18 protein-coding genes and 1 pseudogene are annotated in these 21,097 nt (G+C 56.2%); 7 read left to right on the top strand and 12 right to left on the bottom strand.

Annotated elements, in window-relative coordinates; all coding sequences use genetic code 11:
- Window positions 1-6 precede the first annotated feature (6 nt).
- From bglF to ACMGGQ_RS13740, 5 genes and pseudogenes are all read right to left on the bottom strand, one after another.
- Window positions 7-1,967, bottom strand: a pseudogene (gene bglF / locus ACMGGQ_RS13720) (PTS beta-glucoside transporter subunit IIABC); the annotation flags it as partial.
- A 29-nt stretch (window positions 1,968-1,996) separates the two neighbouring features.
- Complete coding sequence (gene licT, locus ACMGGQ_RS13725; RefSeq protein WP_023616723.1) at window positions 1,997-2,830, bottom strand: BglG family transcription antiterminator LicT; 834 nt, start codon at window positions 2,828-2,830, stop codon at window positions 1,997-1,999.
- Window positions 2,831-2,996: 166 nt separating this feature from the next.
- Complete coding sequence (locus ACMGGQ_RS13730; protein WP_420290571.1) at window positions 2,997-4,286, bottom strand: carbohydrate porin; 1,290 nt, start codon at window positions 4,284-4,286, stop codon at window positions 2,997-2,999.
- A gap of 359 nt (window positions 4,287-4,645) precedes the next feature.
- Complete coding sequence (gene dusC, locus ACMGGQ_RS13735) at window positions 4,646-5,578, bottom strand: tRNA dihydrouridine(16) synthase DusC (protein WP_045908673.1); 933 nt, start codon at window positions 5,576-5,578, stop codon at window positions 4,646-4,648.
- A gap of 41 nt (window positions 5,579-5,619) precedes the next feature.
- A complete protein-coding gene (locus ACMGGQ_RS13740; protein WP_148769715.1) occupies window positions 5,620-6,417 on the bottom strand; it encodes an AraC family transcriptional regulator in 798 nt (265 codons plus the stop codon).
- Window positions 6,418-6,476: 59 nt separating this feature from the next.
- Between ACMGGQ_RS13740 and ACMGGQ_RS13745 the strand changes: the two genes are divergently transcribed.
- The 6 genes from ACMGGQ_RS13745 to ACMGGQ_RS13770 all read left to right on the top strand — a co-directional run bounded on the left by ACMGGQ_RS13745 (window position 6,477) and on the right by ACMGGQ_RS13770 (window position 11,830).
- On the top strand, window positions 6,477-7,187 hold the full coding sequence (locus ACMGGQ_RS13745) for a type 1 glutamine amidotransferase (RefSeq protein ID WP_126534655.1): 711 nt from the start codon (window positions 6,477-6,479) through the stop codon (window positions 7,185-7,187).
- Between the two features lie 184 nt (window positions 7,188-7,371).
- A complete protein-coding gene (locus ACMGGQ_RS13750) occupies window positions 7,372-7,767 on the top strand; it encodes a CidA/LrgA family protein (protein WP_045908676.1) in 396 nt (131 codons plus the stop codon).
- The gene (locus tag ACMGGQ_RS13755) at window positions 7,764-8,459 is read left to right on the top strand and encodes a CidB/LrgB family autolysis modulator (protein WP_008500916.1); all 696 of its coding nucleotides are present in this window, start codon (window positions 7,764-7,766) and stop codon (window positions 8,457-8,459) included. The genes ACMGGQ_RS13750 and ACMGGQ_RS13755 overlap by 4 nt, the downstream gene beginning before the upstream one ends.
- A gap of 129 nt (window positions 8,460-8,588) precedes the next feature.
- Window positions 8,589-9,473 (top strand): cytidine deaminase, encoded by an 885-nt coding sequence (gene cdd / locus ACMGGQ_RS13760; RefSeq protein ID WP_045908678.1) that lies wholly within the window; start codon window positions 8,589-8,591, stop codon window positions 9,471-9,473.
- A 127-nt stretch (window positions 9,474-9,600) separates the two neighbouring features.
- Entirely contained in the window at window positions 9,601-10,317 is a 717-nt protein-coding gene (gene sanA / locus ACMGGQ_RS13765; protein WP_008500918.1) for an outer membrane permeability protein SanA, read from the top strand.
- 124 nt (window positions 10,318-10,441) lie between these two features.
- Entirely contained in the window at window positions 10,442-11,830 is a 1,389-nt protein-coding gene (locus ACMGGQ_RS13770; RefSeq protein WP_420290572.1) for a glutamine synthetase family protein, read from the top strand.
- A 50-nt stretch (window positions 11,831-11,880) separates the two neighbouring features.
- Here ACMGGQ_RS13770 and mglC read toward each other — a convergent pair whose 3' ends face one another.
- The 7 genes from mglC to ACMGGQ_RS13805 all read right to left on the bottom strand — a co-directional run bounded on the left by mglC (window position 11,881) and on the right by ACMGGQ_RS13805 (window position 20,075).
- Window positions 11,881-12,891, bottom strand: a complete 1,011-nt coding sequence (gene mglC / locus ACMGGQ_RS13775; protein WP_008500921.1) for a galactose/methyl galactoside ABC transporter permease MglC — start codon at window positions 12,889-12,891, stop codon at window positions 11,881-11,883.
- 15 nt (window positions 12,892-12,906) lie between these two features.
- A complete protein-coding gene (gene mglA, locus ACMGGQ_RS13780) occupies window positions 12,907-14,427 on the bottom strand; it encodes a galactose/methyl galactoside ABC transporter ATP-binding protein MglA (RefSeq protein WP_008500922.1) in 1,521 nt (506 codons plus the stop codon).
- Window positions 14,428-14,506: 79 nt separating this feature from the next.
- Complete coding sequence (gene mglB, locus ACMGGQ_RS13785) at window positions 14,507-15,505, bottom strand: galactose/glucose ABC transporter substrate-binding protein MglB (RefSeq protein WP_008500923.1); 999 nt, start codon at window positions 15,503-15,505, stop codon at window positions 14,507-14,509.
- Window positions 15,506-15,800: 295 nt separating this feature from the next.
- Window positions 15,801-16,823: an HTH-type transcriptional regulator GalS gene (gene galS, locus ACMGGQ_RS13790; protein ID WP_414455765.1), complete on the bottom strand. Its 1,023-nt coding sequence runs from the start codon at window positions 16,821-16,823 to the stop codon at window positions 15,801-15,803.
- Between the two features lie 155 nt (window positions 16,824-16,978).
- A complete protein-coding gene (yeiB, locus tag ACMGGQ_RS13795) occupies window positions 16,979-18,136 on the bottom strand; it encodes a DUF418 domain-containing protein YeiB (protein ID WP_032675203.1) in 1,158 nt (385 codons plus the stop codon).
- Between the two features lie 19 nt (window positions 18,137-18,155).
- Entirely contained in the window at window positions 18,156-18,824 is a 669-nt protein-coding gene (gene folE / locus ACMGGQ_RS13800) for a GTP cyclohydrolase I FolE (RefSeq protein ID WP_008500927.1), read from the bottom strand.
- A gap of 102 nt (window positions 18,825-18,926) precedes the next feature.
- Window positions 18,927-20,075 (bottom strand): YbfB/YjiJ family MFS transporter, encoded by a 1,149-nt coding sequence (locus ACMGGQ_RS13805; protein WP_045908681.1) that lies wholly within the window; start codon window positions 20,073-20,075, stop codon window positions 18,927-18,929.
- 138 nt (window positions 20,076-20,213) lie between these two features.
- Here ACMGGQ_RS13805 and fghA point away from each other — a divergent pair, with 138 nt between their 5' ends.
- On the top strand, window positions 20,214-21,041 hold the full coding sequence (gene fghA, locus ACMGGQ_RS13810; RefSeq protein ID WP_069720468.1) for an S-formylglutathione hydrolase: 828 nt from the start codon (window positions 20,214-20,216) through the stop codon (window positions 21,039-21,041).
- Window positions 21,042-21,097 lie beyond the last annotated feature (56 nt).

Here is a 21,097-nt window from a genome sequence, read left to right on the forward strand (position 1 = left end):
CTCCTGTTATTGATGGCTTACGCTGAGTAACGGCGCACCAGCATTGACGGACGTTGCCGCCACGGTCACCACGTCGCGATACTCATCGCTGTTACTGATAATAATCGGGGTCGCCAGATCGTATCCGGCATCGATAATCGCCTGTCGGTCAAACTCCAGCAGCAGATCGCCGGGTTGCACCGTGTCACCGACCTTCACATGGGCGGTAAACGGCTTGCCGTCGAGCTTCACGGTGTCGATACCCACATGGATCAACACTTCGATTCCACTGTTACTGAGCAGGCCGATGGCGTGTTTGGTCTGGAACAGCGAGGCCACCACGCCAGCAAACGGGGCAACCACTTTGTTATCGGAGGGAATAATCGCGGCGCCGCTGCCCAGCAGGCCGCTGGCAAAGGTGGTATCCGGCACCTGGTCGAGCGCAAGAACGGTACCGGTCATCGGTGATAGCACATCGTTTTCGCCCGCGGTGACCACCCCTTCTGTCGCGGTGTTTCCTAGCATACCGGCGACCAGCGTCAGGCCGCAGCTCAGCACCAGCGCCACCACCGTACCGATAATGCCGCCCCACAGCGTGGCGTCCACGCCGCCCGGCGGGATCATCTGGGCGACAGTAAAGATATTGGCGAAGCCGAAAGAGTAAACGTGGGTGTCACTAAAGCCGACAATCGCTCCGCCGATAGCGCCTGCCACGCAGCCAAAAATAAACGGACGGCGCAGCGGCAGGTTTACGCCATACACTGCGGGTTCGGTGATACCGAAAAACCCTGCCGTCACGGATGAACCGGCCAGCATTTTCTGACGCGCATCGCGGGTACGCAGGAAAATGCCCAGTGCCGCCCCCACCTGGCCGAACACCGCAGGCAAGAGCATCGGCAGCATGGAGTCATGCCCCAGCACCGCCAGGTTGTTGATCATCAGCGGCACCAGCCCCCAGTGCAGGCCAAAAATGACGCAGACCTGCCACAGCGCGCCCATCGCCGCGCCCGCCAGCCACGGTGCCAGAACGTAAATACTCTGATAGCCGTTCGCCAGCATCTGGCTCAGCCAGGTCGCCAGCGGCCCGATAACGAGGAAAGTCAGCGGCACGGTCACGGCAAGACAGATCAGCGGCGCGAAGAAGTTTTTCATCGAGGAAGGCAGCAGCCTGGTGCTCTGCTTTTCCAGCCAGCAGCTCACCCACGCGGCGAGAATAATCGGGATCACCGACGAGCTATAGTTGAACCAGGTGACAGGAATGCCCAAAAAGGCTTCCGACACCGCGCCCGGCTGCTGGCTGGCGTTGAACGCCGCAATCATCACTGGATGGGTGAGCGCCCCGCCGATCACCATGGTAATGAATGGGTTGCCGCCGAACTTTTTCCCGGCGGTATAGCCCAGCACCAGCGGGAAGAAGAAGAACAGCGCGTCGCTGGCAGCAAACCAGATTTTATACGTGCCGCTCTCGGTCGTGAGCCAGCCGCACACCACGGCCAGCGCCAGCAGCCCCTTCAGAATACCGGACGCGGCCAGAATGCCGATAAACGGGGTAAAGATGCCGGAGACGATATCAATCAGACGGCCCAACAGGTTACCCTTTTCACCCTTCTCTTCCACGACAGGGGCGTCGTCGGTCAGGCCTGCTTCATTGCGGACAGCCTGCCAGACGTCGTGAACGTGGTTGCCAATCACCACCTGAAACTGGCCGCCGCTTTCGACCACCATGATCACGCCCGGATTTTTCTTGAGCCCTTCCGCATCCGCCCGTTGATTGTCTTTCAGTTTGAAGCGAAGCCGGGTCGCGCAGTGCACAAGACTGACGATGTTCTCTTTTCCGCCAACGTGGCCGAGAATATCCTTCGCTAAAGCCTGGTATTCCATCTCGATTTCCTTACATCCGATGCCCGCAGGCACCTGTTGACTGAGTACAAAAAATAAAAAAACCCGAGAACGGCCTTCTGACGAAGGCCGCGCTCAGGTTTTGCCTGCGTAGTGCAGTAACAATCCTGTTTGAGGCTTAACGCCCCTCTTTTCTCACCCGCTCGATATGAATGGCGAGAAACATAATTTCTTCGGTTGTCAGCTCACGCTGATAGCTTTTGTTCAGGTGCTGTGCGATTTTCTCGGCGCATTTCCACGCCTTCGCGTAGTTGTCTTTGACTGCCGTATGCAGCGAGACATCGTCATCTTCCACCACGGTGCGGGTGAGCATCCGCTGGGCAAAAAACTTCAGGTGGGTGACAAAACGCTGATAGCTGAGCGACTCTTCGTCATACTCAAGCTGCAGCTGATACTTCACCAGCTGCAGGATCTCCTGCATCACCCGCGTCACGTGCATCACCTCCGGCATTTCGCTGTTCAGCTGCGCGGTGACCAGATGCAGGGCGATAAAACCGGCCTCATCCTCCTCCAGTTCGACGTTCAGGCGTCTGGCGATAATGGCCCGCGCCTCCTGCCCTAACTCGAACTCCTTCGGATACAGTCGTTTAATATCCCACAGCAGCACGTTTTTGATGGCCAACCCGTTCTTCTGCCGCTCAATCGCAAAGTAGCAGTGATCGGTGAGGGTGATATACAAGCTCTCCTGCAGCTTGCCCAGCCGCTGCGCCGCCAGCCCGATGATGCGGTCGCAGGTGGTCATCACCTCCAGCGGAATTTGACTCAGCAGCTCTCCGAGCCGACGCACCAGTTCATCGCTTTGTAACGCAAACACCTTTTCAACCAACGCGGTATCCAGCGCTTCACCGACGCGCTTCTGAAAGGCCAGCCCACGGCCCATCACCACCTGTTCGCGCCCGCGCTCATCCTGAACAACCACCACGTTATTATTGAGTATCTTGGCGATTTTCATCTGAACCCCAGAAACAAAAAAACCTGACCTCCGGCAGATGCCAGAAAATCAGGTTTTGCCTGCCTAAGCAGTAACAATCCAGTTCTGGCACTCTAACAGTTTCATTCGTAGCCTCAATGCGTCACGCGTCAGAAACGTGACGCGGATCGAACTTGCTATGGTGATATCAGAAGGTCACCACCGTTTTCAGCTCGGTGACCCAGGCATCCTGGGTGCGACTGACCCCGCCGGGATGGTGCCAGTACTGAATGCCCGGCTGCAGTTCAAGCCATGACACCGGACGAAAACGGTAGTAAAACTCTCCGTTCAGGGAATGGCCCGGCACCGGGTGATATGCCGGATTATCATAATCACTTACGCCGCTCAGGCTGTTCAGGTAACGCTGGTTGCGGGCGTACTGGCTGCTCATATCAATCCAGGTTAAGCCAAAGCCAATCCAGTCTTCCGGTCGCGCATCAAACAGCCCGCGGTAGCGCAGCGAGGCGGCGTAAACCTGGTGCATGTAGTTACTGCTCTGATCCGCAAGGCTCATGCTGAACGAGGTACTCAACCCGCGATTCGGATCACCCTGATGCTGCGTTAGCTGCTGGTTCAGTCCGGCGTACATAAACCAGGTCCGGCTGTGCGTATCGAATCCGTCCGGGTCCGTCGCCCCCGCCCCACCCGATTTGCCGCGATAGAGATCGGTTTGCGGCGCGTTGGTAAACACCACGCCCAGGTTGTACGCGCCCGGCAGGCCGTTAATCAGTGGACGCGCTTCGATTTCAACCGGCAGTAAGATCCCTTTGCTGCCCTTCGTCGACCAGCTCCACGCATGGTTGCGGCTTGCGGCCTGCGGATTCTGCTCCATCACGCCGCCCTTCAGGGTTAGCGTCGGCGTGAGTTTATACGCAAGCGTGGTGCCCCAGGTGTGCACGTTCCAGTTGTTCCAGGTCAGCGAGTTGGCTGACTTCCCGCCGCACTGGGACAGCAGCTGGAAATCACAGGGGATAATTTGATCGAAGGTTTGTACCTTGTTCATCATCCCGATGCGCCAGGTCAGACGCCGGTCGTCAAAGCTGCGGGCAAAGGTCAGCCAGCCCAGACGGGTAATCGACTGCCCGCCCCAGCTCTCCTGGGTCAGATCGTTGAAGTTGACACGCGGGTCCTGCACGCGTTTGGTGGTGAGGTCATCATTGTGGTTACGGTTGACGATGTTCCCCTCGATACGCGCGTCCGGGATACCGGTCCAGCGCTCCAGATCCTGGTTGAAGGTCAGCGCGAACTGGTCAATATAGGCCACGTGGGAGTCGTGGTTATATCCACCGCCGCCGTTCCAGCCAATTTCATTCAGATATCCGAGATTATAGGTAAAACCGTTATCGTTAAGGATTTTACGTATGCCGAGCATTTCGCCCAGCACAGGCTCCGGCGGAGCTTCAAACCCTAATACCGTTCCGTTCCAGTCTTGCGCCATCGACAGCGGGGATATCGCCAATAAGGCGAGCGCATAGAGTTTATTTTTATATGCCATAATAACAACCTGTGATTGAATATTGAGTGCGTAACCGGCCGCAGGAAATTTTTCTATTTCCTGTCGAGAATTCATTTTTTAAAAAATCAGTAAAAGCGCTAAGCCAAATAACTCTCCTGCGTAAACGACAGGCAAAAAAAAACCTAAGCGCTCCACAGCGAAAATGCTGTGAAACGCTTAGGTTTTGCCTGTTAACCAGTAACAATCCTGCGTTGAAAACAGTGGCACCTTAACACCGTCGCGCCACGTTGAAAACCGGAACTGTTTTCTGTTTTAAAAAAGTGTGAGCAATTTAACGCTTATTATTTGGACTGAATCACCCGCGCAATATCAGCCGACGTCTGTAATGTACGAATCTCCTGAAATAACCCCAGCGCTTCATCGTACTCTTTGCGTAAATAACTCAGCCACTGCTTAATTCGCGCGACGTGATACAAACCGGTGTCGCCCTGCTTTTCCAGACGGCTGTATTTTTGCAGCAGCGTGACGACGTCTGCCCACGGCATACGCGGTTCGTTATATTTCACCACCCGGCTGAGGTTAGGCACGTTCAGCGCGCCGCGGCCGATCATTACCGCATCGCAGCCGGTGGCGTTCAGACAGGCCTGCGCGCTCTCGTAGTCCCAGATTTCGCCGTTGGCGATCACCGGAATGGTGAGGCGTTTGCGGATCTCACCGATCGCCTGCCAGTTAATGCGATCGGCTTTGTAGCCATCTTCTTTGGTACGGCCATGCACCACCAGCTCGGTGGCGCCGGCCTGCTGCACCGCATCGGCGATTTCAAACTGCCGCGCATCGCTGTCCCATCCCAGGCGAACCTTAACCGTCACCGGCAAATGCGCGGGTACCGCCTCGCGCATGGCTTTCGCGCCGCGGTAAATCAGTTCAGGATCTTTCAGCAACGTCGCTCCGCCGCCGCTGCCGTTCACCAGCTTAGACGGACAGCCGCAGTTGAGATCTACCCCGTAAGAGCCCAGCTCAACCGCGCGGGCTGCGTTTTCCGCCAGCCATTCCGGATACTGGCCGAGCAGTTGAATACGCACCAGCGTGCCGGAAGAGGTCCGGCTCTGGTTGTGCAGCTCGGGGCAAAGCCGGAAGAAGGATTTTACCGGCAAAAGCATATCGACCACGCGCAGGAACTCCGTCACGCAGAGATCGTAGTCGTTCACCTCGGTCAGAAGCTCGCGCACGAGGGAGTCGAGCACGCCTTCCATTGGGGCCAGTAAAACACGCATAGCAGTACCTGTGAAAAAAGACGCGCTATAGTAGCCGCTCTCTATATCGCTGGGAAGCGCTTCTGTTCAGGCAGAAAGTCACCCGGCGTAGCCCCAACAATGGCGCGAAACGCCGCCGCAAATGCCGCCGGGCCGGAAAAGCCCAGCATCCAGGCCACCTGCTTAACCGGGTATCCGTTGGCGAGGAGATCCAGCGAGGCACAAATCCTGGCACGCTGTCGCCAGGCCCGGAAGCTAAAGCCGGTATCGTTGATAAACGCGCGTGAAAACGTGCGTTCAGACATCGCGGCCCGTTCCGCCAGCCTTTCCAGAGAAAGATCCCAGAGATTGTTGGCAATGATGTCACAGGCAATGCGATGTAAGCGCTCATCCACGGGCATCGGTAATTCGGCCGAGATTTGCTGAGCTTCACTGAGGATATCGAGCAGCAAAACGGCCATGCTGCGCTGACTGGCTGGCCGGTATTCCGCGCTGAACAGCCCGGCAATCAGCTCTTTGAACAACGCTGTGGCCATAATCACGTGAACCTCGTCTTTCCGCTTAAAAGGCTCGCATTGCGCTATCAGCGCCGGGCTAAACCAGACCGCGCGCAGCTCCGTTGTGGATAACACGCTGTAGGTATGCTCCTGAAAGGGAGGGATCCACAGCGCGCGCTGTGGCGGTATGACCCAGCGTTTGCTGCCGGTTTCGACCAGCATGACCCCTTTGATGGCAAACAAAAGTTGTCCCTGCGAATGCTGGTGAGGCGGATCGACTTCGCCGCGCGTATAGCGAATTGCCCCTCTTGACCATCCGATAGCATCGTCGTGAATTGGCGTTTTATCGATAACGGTTGGCATTTCACATTCCCCCCTTCCTCTTATGATGCTGCTTGTACACGTAACCAGAGAGAGACGCAATGCACATCCATTTTATTATTCATGAACATTTCGAGGCGCCAGGCGCCTATGAAATCTGGGGGAAAAGTCGCGGCTGCAGTCTGAGCTACACCAGAGTTTATCAGGGCGATCCTGTACCCGAGGCGCTGGGGCACACAGACCTGCTTATCATCATGGGAGGCCCGCAGTCCCCCGCCACCACGCGTGAGGAATGCCCCTGGTTTGATGCGCAGGCGGAAAAGGCACTCATCAGCCGCGCGATAGAGGCAGGTAAAACGGTGATAGGCGTTTGTCTGGGCTCGCAGCTTATCGGTGAAGCGCTGGGCGCAGCGTTTTGCCACAGCCCGGAAAAAGAGATCGGCAAATTTCCCGTCAGGCTCACAGATGCAGGCAAGGCGAACCCGCTGTTTGAGGACTTTGGCAGCGTGCTGAACGTCGGTCACTGGCATAACGACATGCCTGGGTTGACGCCGCAGGCTAAGGTTCTGGCGTACAGCGAGGGCTGTCCCCGCCAGATCGTGCAATACAGCGAACGGGTTTACGGTTTCCAGTGCCATATGGAGCTGACGCCGGAGGTGGTAGAGTTGCTGATTGAGCATTCGCAGAGTGACCTCCGCCGCGCGGGTGAATTCCGTTTTGTCGAAACGGCGGAAAAACTCCGCTCGCATGATTATCGCGAAATGAACCAGGTGCTGTTTTCTTTTCTCGATAAACTGACCGCCTGTCGCTGATACCTTCTCTGGCACGCCGTTTCGCCAGCGCAATCCCTTTCCTCTAAACTGTAGCCTGCACCGGTAAGGTGATACCGGACGTTCCATTCCGGAATGTCTGGTATGCTCAAAATTCATGATGTGATCCATGGCACATTTTTAGGTTTAATTGTATGATGAATGCGTTTCAGCAAGGACTTTCACCATGAGCAAATCATTGAACATTATCTGGCAATATCTGCGCGCATTCGCCCTGATTTACGCCTGCCTGTATGCCGGGATTTTCATCGCGTCGCTGCTGCCCATCACCATCCCCGGCAGCATTATCGGCATGCTGATCCTCTTCGTGTTGCTGGCGCTGCAAATCCTGCCCGCAAAGTGGGTCAACCCCGGCTGCTTCGTCCTCATTCGCTATATGGCGCTGCTTTTCGTGCCTATCGGCGTGGGCGTCATGCAGTATTTTGATTTGCTCAAAGCCCAGTTCGGCCCGATTGTGGTCTCCTGCGCGGTCAGTACGCTGGTGGTTTTCCTGGTGGTGAGCTGGAGTTCACATCTGGTGCATGGCGAACGTAACGTGATTGGGGAGAAAACAAAAAAATGATGGACAATATCTGGTGGTCGCTGCCGCTCACCCTGGCAGTCTTTTTCGCCGCACGTAAGCTTGCCGCGCGTTTCAAAATGCCCTTGCTGAATCCCCTGCTGGTGGCGATGGTGGTGATTATTCCGTTCCTCCTGCTCACCGGCATTCCTTACGAACGCTACTTTGCTGGCAGCAAAATCTTAAACGACCTGCTGCAGCCCGCCGTCGTGGCGCTGGCGTTTCCTTTATACGAGCAGTTGCACCAGATCCGCGCCCGCTGGAAATCCATCATTACCATCTGTTTTGTGGGTAGCCTGGTGGCGATGATCACCGGTACGTCGGTGGCGCTGTTGATGGGGGCCTCGCCGCAAATTGCCGCCTCTATTCTGCCTAAATCGGTGACCACGCCTATCGCGATGGCGGTTGGGGGCAGCCTCGGCGGTATTCCGGCCATCAGCGCGATGTGCGTCATTTTCGTCGGTATTCTCGGCGCGGTGTTTGGGCACACCCTGCTGAACGCGATGCGTATTCATACTAAGGCGGCTCGGGGGCTGTCGATGGGCACCGCCTCGCACGCGCTGGGCACCGCCCGCTGCGCGGAGCTGGATTATCAGGAAGGGGCGTTTAGCTCCCTGGCACTGGTGATCTGCGGGATTATTACCTCCCTGCTGGCCCCGTTCATTTTCCCGCTTATTCTGGCGGTGATGGGCTAAAATTTGCGATGCGTCGCGCAAATTTCATTTTGATTTCATAAGTTGCATACATAATGAGAAGTGGATCACATATAAAGCCCTGACGGCTCCGTAAACTACCGATCCATTAACCTTTATGAGGCAAACGCCATGCACCCACGTTTTCAAGCTGCTTTCGCCCAGCTTGCAGAGAATTTGCAGTCAGCCCTTGCTCCCGTTCTGGCAGATGCGCACTTCCCCGCCCTGCTGACCGCGGAGCAGGTCACGATGCTGAAACAGGCAACGGGACTGGACGAAGACGCGCTGGCTTTCTCACTGCTTCCTCTGGCTGCCGCCTGCGCGCGGGCCGATCTCTCCCACTTCAACGTCGGGGCCATTGCGCGCGGCGTCAGCGGCACCTGGTACTTCGGCGGCAACATGGAGTTCCTGGGCGCAACCATGCAGCAAACCGTGCACGCCGAGCAGAGCGCCATCAGTCACGCGTGGCTGCGCGGTGAAAAAGCGCTGAGCGCCATTACCGTTAACTACACTCCGTGCGGCCACTGCCGTCAGTTTATGAACGAGCTGAACAGCGGGCTGCAGCTGCGCATCAATCTGCCAGGCCGCGCGCCGCACACGCTGGCGGATTACCTGCCTGACGCGTTTGGCCCGAAAGATCTGGAGATCAAAACCCTGCTGATGGACGAGCAGAACCACGGTTTCGCCCTGTCCGGCGATGACCTGAGCCAGGCGGCGATTGCCGCCGCCAACAAGAGCCACACGCCGTACAGCAAGTCCCCGAGCGGCGTGGCGCTGCAGTGCCGCGATGGCCGAATTTTCACCGGCAGCTATGCGGAAAACGCCGCGTTTAACCCAACGCTGCCGCCGCTGCAGGGCGCACTCAACCTGCTGAGCCTGAACGGCTATGATTATCCTGACATTCAGCGCGCCATTCTGGCTGAAATTGCCGATGCGCCGCTGATTCAGTGGGATGCCACTGCCGCAACGCTTAAAGCGCTGGGCTGTACGACGATTGACCGCGTACTGCTGGCGTGATCCTTCCGGCGGGCAGAAATGCCCGCCAGTTTGCTGAAAAACCCCTCAGTTGAGTCGCTGTTTCTTGCGCTAACCAGGCGGGTAAAGTAGCCTGAGTTAAATTTCACCTTCGGTACGAGCCATCTGCATGTTAAAGCGCGTTTTTTACAGCCTGTCTGTCCTGGTCGGCATACTGCTGTTGATCGTGCTCGGTCTCGACCGCTGGATGAGCTGGAAAACCGCCCCCTACATCTTTGATGACCTGCAGGACCTGCCCTATCGTCAGGTTGGCGTGGTGCTCGGCACCGCCAAGTATTACCGCACCGGCGTCATCAACCAGTATTACCGTTACCGCATCCAGGGCGCGCTGAACGCCTACAACAGCGGCAAGGTGAACTATCTGCTGCTGAGCGGGGATAACGCCCTGCAAAGCTACAATGAACCGGTGACGATGCGGAAGGACCTGATTGCCGCGGGCGTGGATCCTGCCGATATCGTGCTCGACTACGCCGGGTTCCGCACCCTGGACTCCATCGTGCGTACGCGCAAGGTCTTCGACACCAACGACTTCATCATCATCACTCAGCGCTTCCACTGCGAGCGTGCGCTGTTTATTGCCCTGCATATGGGTATTCAGGCGCAGTGCTATGCGGTGCCGTCGCCAAAAGATATGCTGAGCGTGCGTGTCCGCGAGTTCGGCGCCCGCTTTGGTGCCCTGGCCGATCTGTATATCTTTAAGCGCGAACCACGCTTTTTAGGCCCGCTGGTGCCGATTCCGGCGATGCACGAAGTGCCGGAGGACGCGCAAGGTTACCCGGCCGTCACGCCTGAGCAGCTGCTCGATATGCAGAAAAAAGAGAAATAGCGGGACTGCCTTTATACTTTCTTTACGCCGGGCCTGACGCTTTTTATCTCCCCTTTACGTCGGCTCTTTTAAGCTGAGTTCATTGCCGCTACGGCTTCATTGAAGAATGACTATGAACTCGATAATGAATGCGTTTTTCCTCAAAAGTCTCCGTCCGTACTTTAACTTTCCCGGCCTATCACTCCCTGGCGCACTTAATTCTGGTCTCTGGCTGGATGGAAAAATTGACGCCCTGCAGCACAACGTTGCCGTGGAAGTGGCCGATTATCTGGAACGTTACCCGCAAACGAAACATGTTGACGTTTACCTGAACGATATCAACGGCACGATGCGCGGCAAGCGCCTCTCGGTAGAGAGCATGCTGAATCTGGAAAAAGGCTGTTATTTTCCGCTTTCCGTCTACTCAATGGATCAGAAGGGAAACATCGCCGCCCCGCTTTATGATGAACCCGACCGGCTGTGCGTCCCGGTCGCCGGCTCTTTGCGCCCCTGTCCGCAGGATCCGGAGCACACCGCGCAGATCCTGCTGACGATGAAAGACAGCGACGGTAACCCCTGCCCGCTTGAGCCGCGCGCGATACTGCAGAACGTCGTGGCCCGCTTCCACCAGCACGGCCTTTTCCCGGTCATTGCCCCGGAAATTGAGTTTTACCTGACGGGACAGAGCGAACGCGATCCGCAAAATCAGGGCTGTTTTCACATGGATACCTCGTCGGCGCATGCGGCGCTGTTTGACGAGCTGGAACAGCTGGCGCACCTGCAGCGCATCCCGCTGTCAGGGGTCGTAGCGGAAGCCGAGTCCGGACAGTACGAATTAAACCTGAAGCACAGCCAGCGCGTCGTTGAGGTCTGTGATAACGTGCTGGCCCTGCGCCGCCTGACCCGCTATGTCGCTGAAAAGCACGGTCTTCAGGCCAACTTTATGGCTAAGCCTTTCAGCCAGCTGTCCGGCAGCGGTTTGCACATCCATTTCAGCCTGAACAACAGCCGTGGCGAAAACGTTTTTGCCTCGCCGGTGAACGCGCTGAGCAGCATGATGCGTTTGTGCATCGCGGGCCAGCTGGCGCTAATGCCTGCCTCCGTCGCCATTCTTGCGCCGGGGGTCAACGCGTTTCGTCGCCTGCGTAAAAACCTGACGGAACCCGTCTTTAACTCCTGGGGCTATAACACCCGCTCCGCCGCCTTGCGTATTCCCTGCTCGGATGACGGCAATCGTCGCATTGAGTACCGGCTGGCCGGGGCCGATGCGAATCCGTATCTGGTGGCGGCCACTATCCTGACAGGCATGCTTTACGGGCTGGAACATATCGACGAGGGGGATCTCCCTGAGCCGCAGCACGACCAACCCGAACTGCCGCTGTTCCAGCAGGAGGCGATTGAGGCCTTTGCCCGCTGTGAGTATCTCACCGACAGCCTGGGCGACGCCTTTTCCGAACAGTGGGTCGCCTGCAAGCTTTCTGAACTCGACTGGTTTGAGCGCATTGTGACGCAGGAGGAGTCCCATCTGGCATAGGGCATAAAAAAAGCCCGCTCGGTGAGCGGGCCGGGTATGGCGAGAAACGATTACTTCTTACGGGCGTACTTCAGTGAATCCAGCGCAACCGCGAAGATAATGATGGCGCCCTTGATGATGTACTGCCAGTACGGGTTCACGCCGATGTAGGTCAACCCGTAGTTGATGACGGTGAAGATGATCACACCGGTCACCACGCCGAGCACCGTCCCCACGCCGCCGCTGAAGGAGACGCCGCCCACTACGCAGGCTGCGATCGCATCCAGTTCGTACATGAAGCCAAGGTTGTTCGTTGCAGAGCCGATACGGCCCGCTTCCAGCATCCCGCCGAAGGCGTAGAACACGCCGGACAGGGCATAGATGATGAGCAGGTTCAGGGCAACGTTTACGCCAGAGACTTTCGCTGCTTCCGGGTTACCGCCGATAGCGAAGATGTTTTTGCCAAAGCGCGTTTTGTTCCACAGGATCCAGACGAAGGCGACCGCAATCAGCGCATAGAAGGTGATGTACGACAGACGGAAGCTGCCCAGCGCGATAAACCCTTGCGTAAAGGTCGAGAAGCCGCTGTCAAAGCCCGAGATGGGCGAAGCACCGACGAAGTCGTAGTACAGGGAGTTGATACCGTAAACGATGATCATCGTACCCAGGGTGGTGATGAATGGCGTCACGTTCAGGTAGGCGATGATAATACCGTTGATCAGACCAATCACCGCACCGATGGCGCAGACAATCAGGATCACCACGAAAATCGGCATGGTGGCCATTTCCGGGAAGACCTTGTTGGCGTTTTCCATCGACTGCAGCAGGGTTGCCGCGATAACCGCCGCCAGACCTACCTGGCGACCGGCAGAAAGGTCCGTCCCCTGGGTCACGATCAGGCCCGCCACGCCCAGCGCAATGATAATACGCACGGAGGACTGGGTCAGAATGTTACTCAGGTTCAGCAGGCTTAAGAACGTAGGGTCCTGGAAAATGATGATTGCCAGCAAGACTAAAAGAACAACGTAAATACCGCCTTCTTTCAGGTAAGTGAGAAAACTTTTTTTATTTAACGCACTCATGAGGAGCCCCTGATCTTAAAGGTGCAAAGACGCAAGACGCAAAATTTCATTTTGCGTTGTCGTTTTGGTGTCAACAATACCGGCGACGAGACCATTGCTCATAACCAGAATACGGTCCGTGATCCCTAACAATTCCGGCATTTCGGAAGAAATAATAATGATCCCTTTATTCTTTTTCGCCAGCTCGGCAATCAGCTGATAAATTTCAAACTTCGCGCCGACGTCAATACCGCGGGTCGGCTCATCCAGCATCAGAATTTCTGGCTGAGTTAATAACCAACGGCCAATAATCACTTTCTGCTGGTTACCGCCTGACAGCGAACCAATCTGGGTGCGGTGGCCTGGCGTTTTTACGCGCATGGAGTCAATCACCCATTGGGTATCGCTCTTCATGCGGGAGTTATCCAGCAGCCCGACTTTGTTTTTGTAATTGCGAATGTTAGAAATTAACGAGTTAAAGTTAATATCCAGATAAGCATAAATACCGGTCGAACGACGCTCTTCCGTCACCAGCGCAAAACCATTATTAATGGCTTCGTTGGCGTTGTGGTTATTGATTTTCTTTCCGTGCAGCGTAATGGTGCCTTCGGCTTTCTCACGAATGCCAAACAGGGTTTCCACGATATCGGTACGCTTAGCCCCTACCAGCCCGGCAATCCCCAGGATTTCACCCTTGTGCAGGTCGAAGGAGACATCGCGGATAGACGGCTGACGCAATGAGGTCAGATTGCGCACTTCCAGAATCACTTCACCCGGCTTGTTTTCTTTGTCCGGGAAGCGCTGGTTCAGGGAACGGCCGACCATCATGGCGATGATCTTGTCCATGTCCAGCCCTTCCAGCGGCTGTGTGGCAATCCACTGGCCGTCGCGCAGGATGGTGATCTCATCGCAAAGCTGGAAGATCTCTTCCATTTTGTGGGAGATGTACACAATGCCGCAGCCGCGATCTTTCAACTTACGAATAATGGTAAAAAGGTGGTTAACCTCTTTTTCCGTTAATGACGATGTCGGTTCGTCCATGATGACGATTTTCGCATCATAGGAGAACGCTTTGGCAATTTCGATCATCTGCATCTGGGAGACGGATAATGTTCCCACGCGGGCGCGCGGATCGATATCAATATCCAGCTCGTCGAAAATCGCCTTGGTGTCGCGATACATTTTATCCTGATCGACAAAGACACCTTTGGTGGGATAACGCCCCAACCACATGTTATCCATGACTGAACGCTGCAACACCAGGTTTAATTCCTGGTGAACCATCGAGATACCGTTTTCCAGTGCTTCTTTCGCTGAATGGAAATCGATCTCTTTCCCCTGAAAAAGAATGCTGCCAGAATCTTTTTGATAGATCCCAAAAAGACATTTTAATAATGTTGATTTACCCGCACCGTTCTCCCCCATTAAGGCATGAATAGAGTGAGGACGCACTTTTAAATTAACATTATCGAGTGCCTTAACGCCGGGAAATGACTTGTTGATACCGCTCATTTCCAACAGGTATTCACCGGATGACTGAGTTGTTGTGCTGACCATAATTATACCTTGTTGGCCTCGCATATCGCGTTATAAAAGGGCGCAACGAATTGCGCCCAGTGGAGACAAGTTAACTCTTTTATTTACCGATAAACTCAGCCAGGTTGGACTGGTCGACGCCCACGTAAGGTACGCGAACGATTTTGTTGTCAATTTTCCAGTTGGTGCCGTCTGCCGCACCTTTGCCATCGGCCAGGTTTTTCGCCAGATCGAAGGTCGCTTTCGCCTGGTTGTTGGCATCGTTCAGCACGGTACCGGCCATCGCACCGGATTTAACCAGCGCCAGCGCTTCTGGCAGCGCATCCACACCGAATACCGGGATGGACGATTTGTTGTGCGCTTTCAGCGCTTCTACCGCACCCATTGCCATCGCATCGTTGTTGGCGATAACCACTTCGATTTTGTTGGCGTTAGGGCCGGACAGCCACGCGTCCATCTTATCTTTCGCCTGAGCGGTATCCCACATCGCGGTATCTAACGCCAGTTGCTGGGTTTTCAGGCCCTTGTCGTTCAGCTCTTTGATAACGTAGGTGGTACGCGCTTCAGCATCCGGATGGCCAGGTTCGCCTTTCAGCAGCACGAACTGAATCTGACCGTCTTTGTTCAGGTCCCAGTTCGGGTTCGCCGCCCAGTGTTTCGCGATCAGATCGCCCTGAATAATACCGGACTCTTTGGAGTCGGTACCGACGTAATACGCTTTATCGTAGCTATCCAGCGCCTTACGGGAAGGTTCTTTGTTGAAGAAGACGATCGGCACGTTCTGGCCGCGCGCTTTTTCAATAACCGTGCCTGCTGCAGCCGGGTCAACCAGGTTGATGGCCAGGGCTTTCACGCCTTTCGCCAGCAGAACGTCGATCTGGTCGTTCTGTTTGGACTGGTCATTCTGGGAGTCGTTCATCAGCAGCTGAACGTCTGGCGCTGCTTTCGCATCTTTCTCAATCGCTTTACGCACAACAGACATGAAGTTGTCGTCGTATTTATAGATGGTCACACCAATACGGGTATCCGCAGCGTGCGCTGCTGCACCAAAAAGCATGCTTGCCATTACAGCAGACAGGGTCAACACCTTCTTATTCATGGTATCTCCGGTTTTTTTTATGCAGGGTAGTTCTTGTGAATAACGAGCGGCGGGCAGATGTTAATAAAACGTTACTGACAGCCGAGGTTCACTTATAAAATTTCTCTCTTCCGTGTTCGGTAACGCTCCAGAAATGCGTTTTATTCGTTGTTTGCGGCACATTGGCTATAGTGAAAGTGAATAATCACTGTTACATAGCGTTTCAGCCCCTAAAACGCTGACATCATAGTCAGCGCCTTGTTAAGATACTGTGAATTTACTCACAGATTGAAAACGGTTACATCACCACATGTAATCAGTTAGTGATCGGAACCACAGTTTGCCGGGCCGCGACGGAGTGGCGACGCACTAAAGTCGGCATGAAACAGTGTGTTGCCCCCGGATCCAGCATGCCAGCAGCCCCCTGTAACGCCAGCTCAGTCGCCAGTTTCGCCATAGAGGCAATGGGATAACGCACGGTTGTCAGCTGCGGGTCGGTGTAACGGGCAATCGGGATATCATCAAAACCAATGAGTGATAAATGCTGTGGCACCGCAATCCCGTTATCCTTCAGCGCCGTCAGGGCGCCTGCCGCCATGCTGTCGTTATAGGCAAACACCGCAGACAGCTGCAGATTGCGGCCCAGCAGCTCTACCATCGCAGCTTCACCGCCCTGCATGTCCGGCGTGCCGGTCCCCACCCAGCTTTCGGATGACGTAATGCCGTGCTCTTTCAGGGCGTTTTGCCACCCCTCGCGCCGCAGTTCGTCATCTTCAATCTGATGGCTGGAGGCCAGATAACCGATCCGCTGATGCCCGTTGTTGATGAGCATTTTTGTGGCCATCATGGCGCCGCTGACGTTATCCAGCCCGACGCAGCGGTGGGCATAGCCGGGGACGATGCGGTTGATCAGCACCATACCCGGGATCTGCTCCATCAATCCGGTTAGCTCTTCATCGCTTAAGGCTTTTGAATGGACAATCAAGGCGTTACAGCGCTGGCGGATCAGCACTTCAATGGCATGACGTTCTTTTTCAGCCTCATGATAGCTATTGCCGATCAGGACATATTTCTGATGCTGCTGGGCGACCATATCGACCGCTTTCACCAGTGCGCCAAAAAAGGCATCTGAGACATCCATCACCACCACGCCGATGGTGTCGCTAACCTGCGTCGCAAGCGCCTGGGCATTGGCATTTGGTCGGTACCCGAGCTGGGTCACGGCCTTCATTACGGTTTCACGGGTTTCAGGGCTGACCAGCGCGCTATTGTTCAGCACGCGTGAGACGGTAGCCACAGAAACGCCCGCCTGACGGGCGACGTCACGAATGGTGATCATATTCACCATCCTTCAAAGGATTGCAGCAACTCACAGACACCCCCTGTGTTTAGCAAGGTGGCTATTTTGGCAGCGAGAGAAAGGGGACTACGTGAAGAAGCTCACAGTCATGAAAACGCTTACATCCGTTTTGTTAATGATTGTGATCCAGATCGTTATCTGGATGTATTTTTCAATGATATCCCTGAAGCACGTGCGGTTAACTGACGCCATACCCACTCCAGCGGTCCCTGGCGGAAATAGCGTAGCCAGAGCACAGAAAACGCCAGGTTTACTGCCCAGACCGGAATAACAAACGCCAGCAGCGTAAGGCGGTCGAATTTCATAAACAGGCCAAAGCGATAGAAAAGCGTGGTGCAAATCAGCGTTTGCAGGAGGTAATTGCTCAACGCCATGCGGCCCACGCAGGCGATAGCGCTGACCATCCACAGACGAGAAAGCGAGGGCCAGAAGCCGTAGATCAGCGCCGCGTAGCCGATGGTCTGAAACGGCGCGCTCAGTTCACGCGGCACCTGGAGCAGGAACGCGCACCAGCGGTAATCCCAGTGGATATGCCACTGCACCATCACCGCCGGGAGATTAATCAGCACGCCGAGCAGCACCAGACCGGCGCCGGTACGGCGATAGTGACGAAGGCTGAATTCCCCTTTCAGCCAGCCGGTGCGCATCAGTGACGCGCCCATCAGCATCATACCCGCCAGTTGCCAGCCGTATTGCGCGCCCAGCGCAAGGAGGTTGTCCCCCAGCATATCCGCGCGGTTGCTTATCGCTTCCGTACCGCCTTTCAGCTTCCAGAACTGCTCGTACTGCAGGTTAGCGGCATCCGGGATCCAGGCACGGTTTGTCGTCTCGCCGGAGATCATCCCCAGCAGCAACAATACTCCAAGCCCCATGACATAGAGCATCACCCCGGTGTTGAACAGGCTTTTAACGCTGTGCGCATCGCGAATGAGGCGCCAGCAGATGAGCCCGACTAACCCATAGGCAAGAAGAATATCGCCGTCCCAGAAGAACAGGCCATGGATAAAGCCGAGGATAACCAGCAGCGTCAGGCGCGACTGGATCCAGCGCGTGCCGCGTTTGAGGAGAAGCTGCAGGCCTGCGCCAAACAGCAGGGCAAAGAGCGTGAGGAATTTGACCTGCGCAAAGAGATCGAGGATTGCCCAGGTCCAGGCATCACTGCGGGTAATGTCGCCATACCACGCGGGATTGAGATACGCCGCCTTCGGCAAACCGAAGGCGGTGATATTAAGCAGCAGGATACCGAGAATGGCGACGCCGCGAACAAAATCGAGCGTGACGTTTCGCTCCATGGTCCCTGCCCTGTAAGACTTAGTTGTGGTGACGTACGGCGCGCAGGAACTCCTGGCGGGTATTCTGGCTCGATTTAAACAGACCGCCCAGCGAGGTTGTAGTGGTCGCACTGGTGGCATCGCGCACGCCGCGCGCTTTCACGCAGTAGTGAACCGCGTCGATAGAGACGGCCACGTTATTGGTGCCCAGCAGCGTTTGCAGCGCGGTCAGGATCTGCTGGGTCAGGCGCTCCTGCACCTGCGGACGCTGAGCGAAGAACTGCACGATGCGGTTGATCTTCGACAGGCCAATCACCGTGTCTTTAGGGATATACGCCACGGTCGCTTTACCGTCGATGGTCACGAAATGGTGTTCGCAGGTGCTGGTTAGCGTGATATCGCGAACCGTCACCATCTCATCCACTTTCATCTTGTTTTCAATGACGGTGATTTTCGGGAAGTTGGCGTAATCCAGGCCGGAGAAAATTTCGTCGACGTACATTTTCGCGATGCGGTGCGGCGTCTCCATCAGACTGTCGTCACTCAGATCGAGATTCAGCAGCTCCATGATGTCGGTCATATGACCGGCAATCAGACGCTTGCGGGTTTCATTGTCCAAGTCCTGTACGGGCGGACGCAGTGGCGTTTCAAGACCGCGCGCAACCAGGGCTTCGTGGACCAGGGCAGCTTCTTTACTGAGTGATGACATTTTGTTCTCCTGCAGGTGTGGCGTCTTTTGCCCTCGTTGTGGCAAAAGTATGCGTTCATTGTGCGTGAGGCGGCGCACATAATCCAGTATTCACGACGATAATTATTGCAATTGCTGTTGCCTTTCAGCGTGACGATTCCAGACCAGGGCTCCTCCAACGAACAGCGCCACGCCCGCCAGCCCCAGCGCCGGCTCCAGCCGGTGGGTAAGCCAGGTTGATAACGCCGAGGTGACGGGGCCAATCAACTGCCCAATCGCATACCCGGTGGTGAGCAGGCCCGCCATATAGCGCGTGTGGTTTGGCGCCAGCTCACGACCGTATAAAAGAGAGAGCTGCACAGCACACAAAAAGCCGCCGCCCACCAGCAGCCCGCCTGTCAGTAACCCGCCAATCCCCGGCAGCAGCCAGGCCGCCAGCACGCCCGCCCCCTGTAACCACAGTACGATAGCCAGCCTGCGGTTAGCCGTTGAGGTATGGCGTAACAGAATACTGAGCGCAATCCCCACCACGGCGGCGAGACCAAAAATCGGCCAGACAAACTGGGCAAACAGGCTGCCGGGAAAACGCACGGCCGCCATTTGCGACAGGAAGGTCGCCGGGAGGATATAGCCAAACCCGGCCAGGCTGTAGCTCCAGACCAGACGCGTCAAATCCGCCGTCAGCACCAGCGGCTCCGGCGCGGTGCCGGGTCGATGGAGCTGCCCGGATCGCGGCAGGTAGCGCGCCACCAGGGCAATCAGCACCAGCGCCAGCACGCCGTAGATTTGCCATGCCGCTCCGGCCGACAGGGACTTCGCCTGAATATAGACGGCGAGCAGGCCGCTCAGCGCAATGCCTGCCCCCGGCCCGGCAAATACGGCAGCGCTCAGACCCGGTTTACCCAGCTGTCCCAGCCGTTCGTTAGTCCAGGCGGCAATGAGTACCATCGACCAGCCGCTCATGCAGCCGATGACAAAACGCAGCAGGCCGTGCACGACGGCGTTCTCCGCCGCCGCGGAGAGCAGCGTCAGCGCCACCGCGCCGGTGATGCCAAGCCAGAGGCGCGTTTCAACGAAGCGGTGCGCACGCATCGCATCCCACGCGCCCACCAGATAGCCCAGATAGTTCATCGCCGCCACCAGACCCGCGCTGGTCAGCGTAAGCTGTCCGGCAGCAATCATCAGCGGCACCTGGGGCGTAAAGGCAAAGCGCCCTATCCCCATCGCCACCACCAGCACGACAAACCCACTGAGCGCAATACGCAGCGCCATGACCGCTCCAATTGTTAAAGAAAAGTAAATTTATGATGCAGCATCTCGCCGTCTGGCGAAAGTGAAAGTTACTCACAGGTCAATGAAAAGGCTGTATTATGGTTTTTATGAATACGCATTCTCATTAAGGATCCCTGCATGGAACTGCTCGAAGAGCACCGTTGTTTTGAAGGTCGACAGCAGCGCTGGCGGCACGACTCCACCACCCTGAACTGTGCAATGACGTTCAGCATTTTCCTGCCGCCGACGGAAAATCCACCGGTTCTGTTCTGGCTTTCCGGCCTGACCTGCAACGACGAAAACTTCACCACCAAAGCGGGCGCGCAGCGTATTGCCGCCGAGCTGGGCATTGCGCTGGTGATGCCTGACACCAGCCCGCGTGGCGATGATGTGGCCGACGATGCCGGATACGACCTGGGCAAAGGCGCCGGGTTTTATCTCAATGCGACCGAGCAGCCCTGGGCGCGCCACTACCGCATGTATGATTATCTTCGCGATGAACTTCCTGCGCTGGTGCAGTCGCAGTTTGCGGTCGGCGAGCGCTGCGCAATCAGCGGCCACTCAATGGGCGGACACGGGGCGCTCATCATGGCGCTGAAAAATCCGGGGAAATACGTCAGCGTGTCGGCATTTGCCCCGATTGTGAACCCAACACAGGTGCCGTGGGGGCAGAAAGCCTTCACACACTATCTGGGTGAGGATGCGGAAAAATGGCAGGCATGGGACAGCTGCGCGCTGATGCTGGCCAGCAGCTCAGCAAATGCGATCCCGATGCTTATCGATCAGGGCGATGCGGATCAGTTCCTCGCCGGACAGCTGCAGCCTGCGGTGCTGGCAGAAGCGGCACGCCAGAAAGACTGGCCGCTGACGCTGCGCATTCAGCCGGGATACGATCACAGCTATTACTTCATTGCGTCCTTTATTGAGGATCATCTCCGCTTCCATGCGGAGCATTTGTTCGGGTAAGTGCGGCCGATTGCCGGGTGGCGGCTTCGCCTTACCCGGCCTACATTCGTGGGTTT

Source organism: Enterobacter sp. BNK-13 (assembly GCF_048685015.1).
Classification (GTDB): domain Bacteria; phylum Pseudomonadota; class Gammaproteobacteria; order Enterobacterales; family Enterobacteriaceae; genus Enterobacter; species Enterobacter quasiroggenkampii.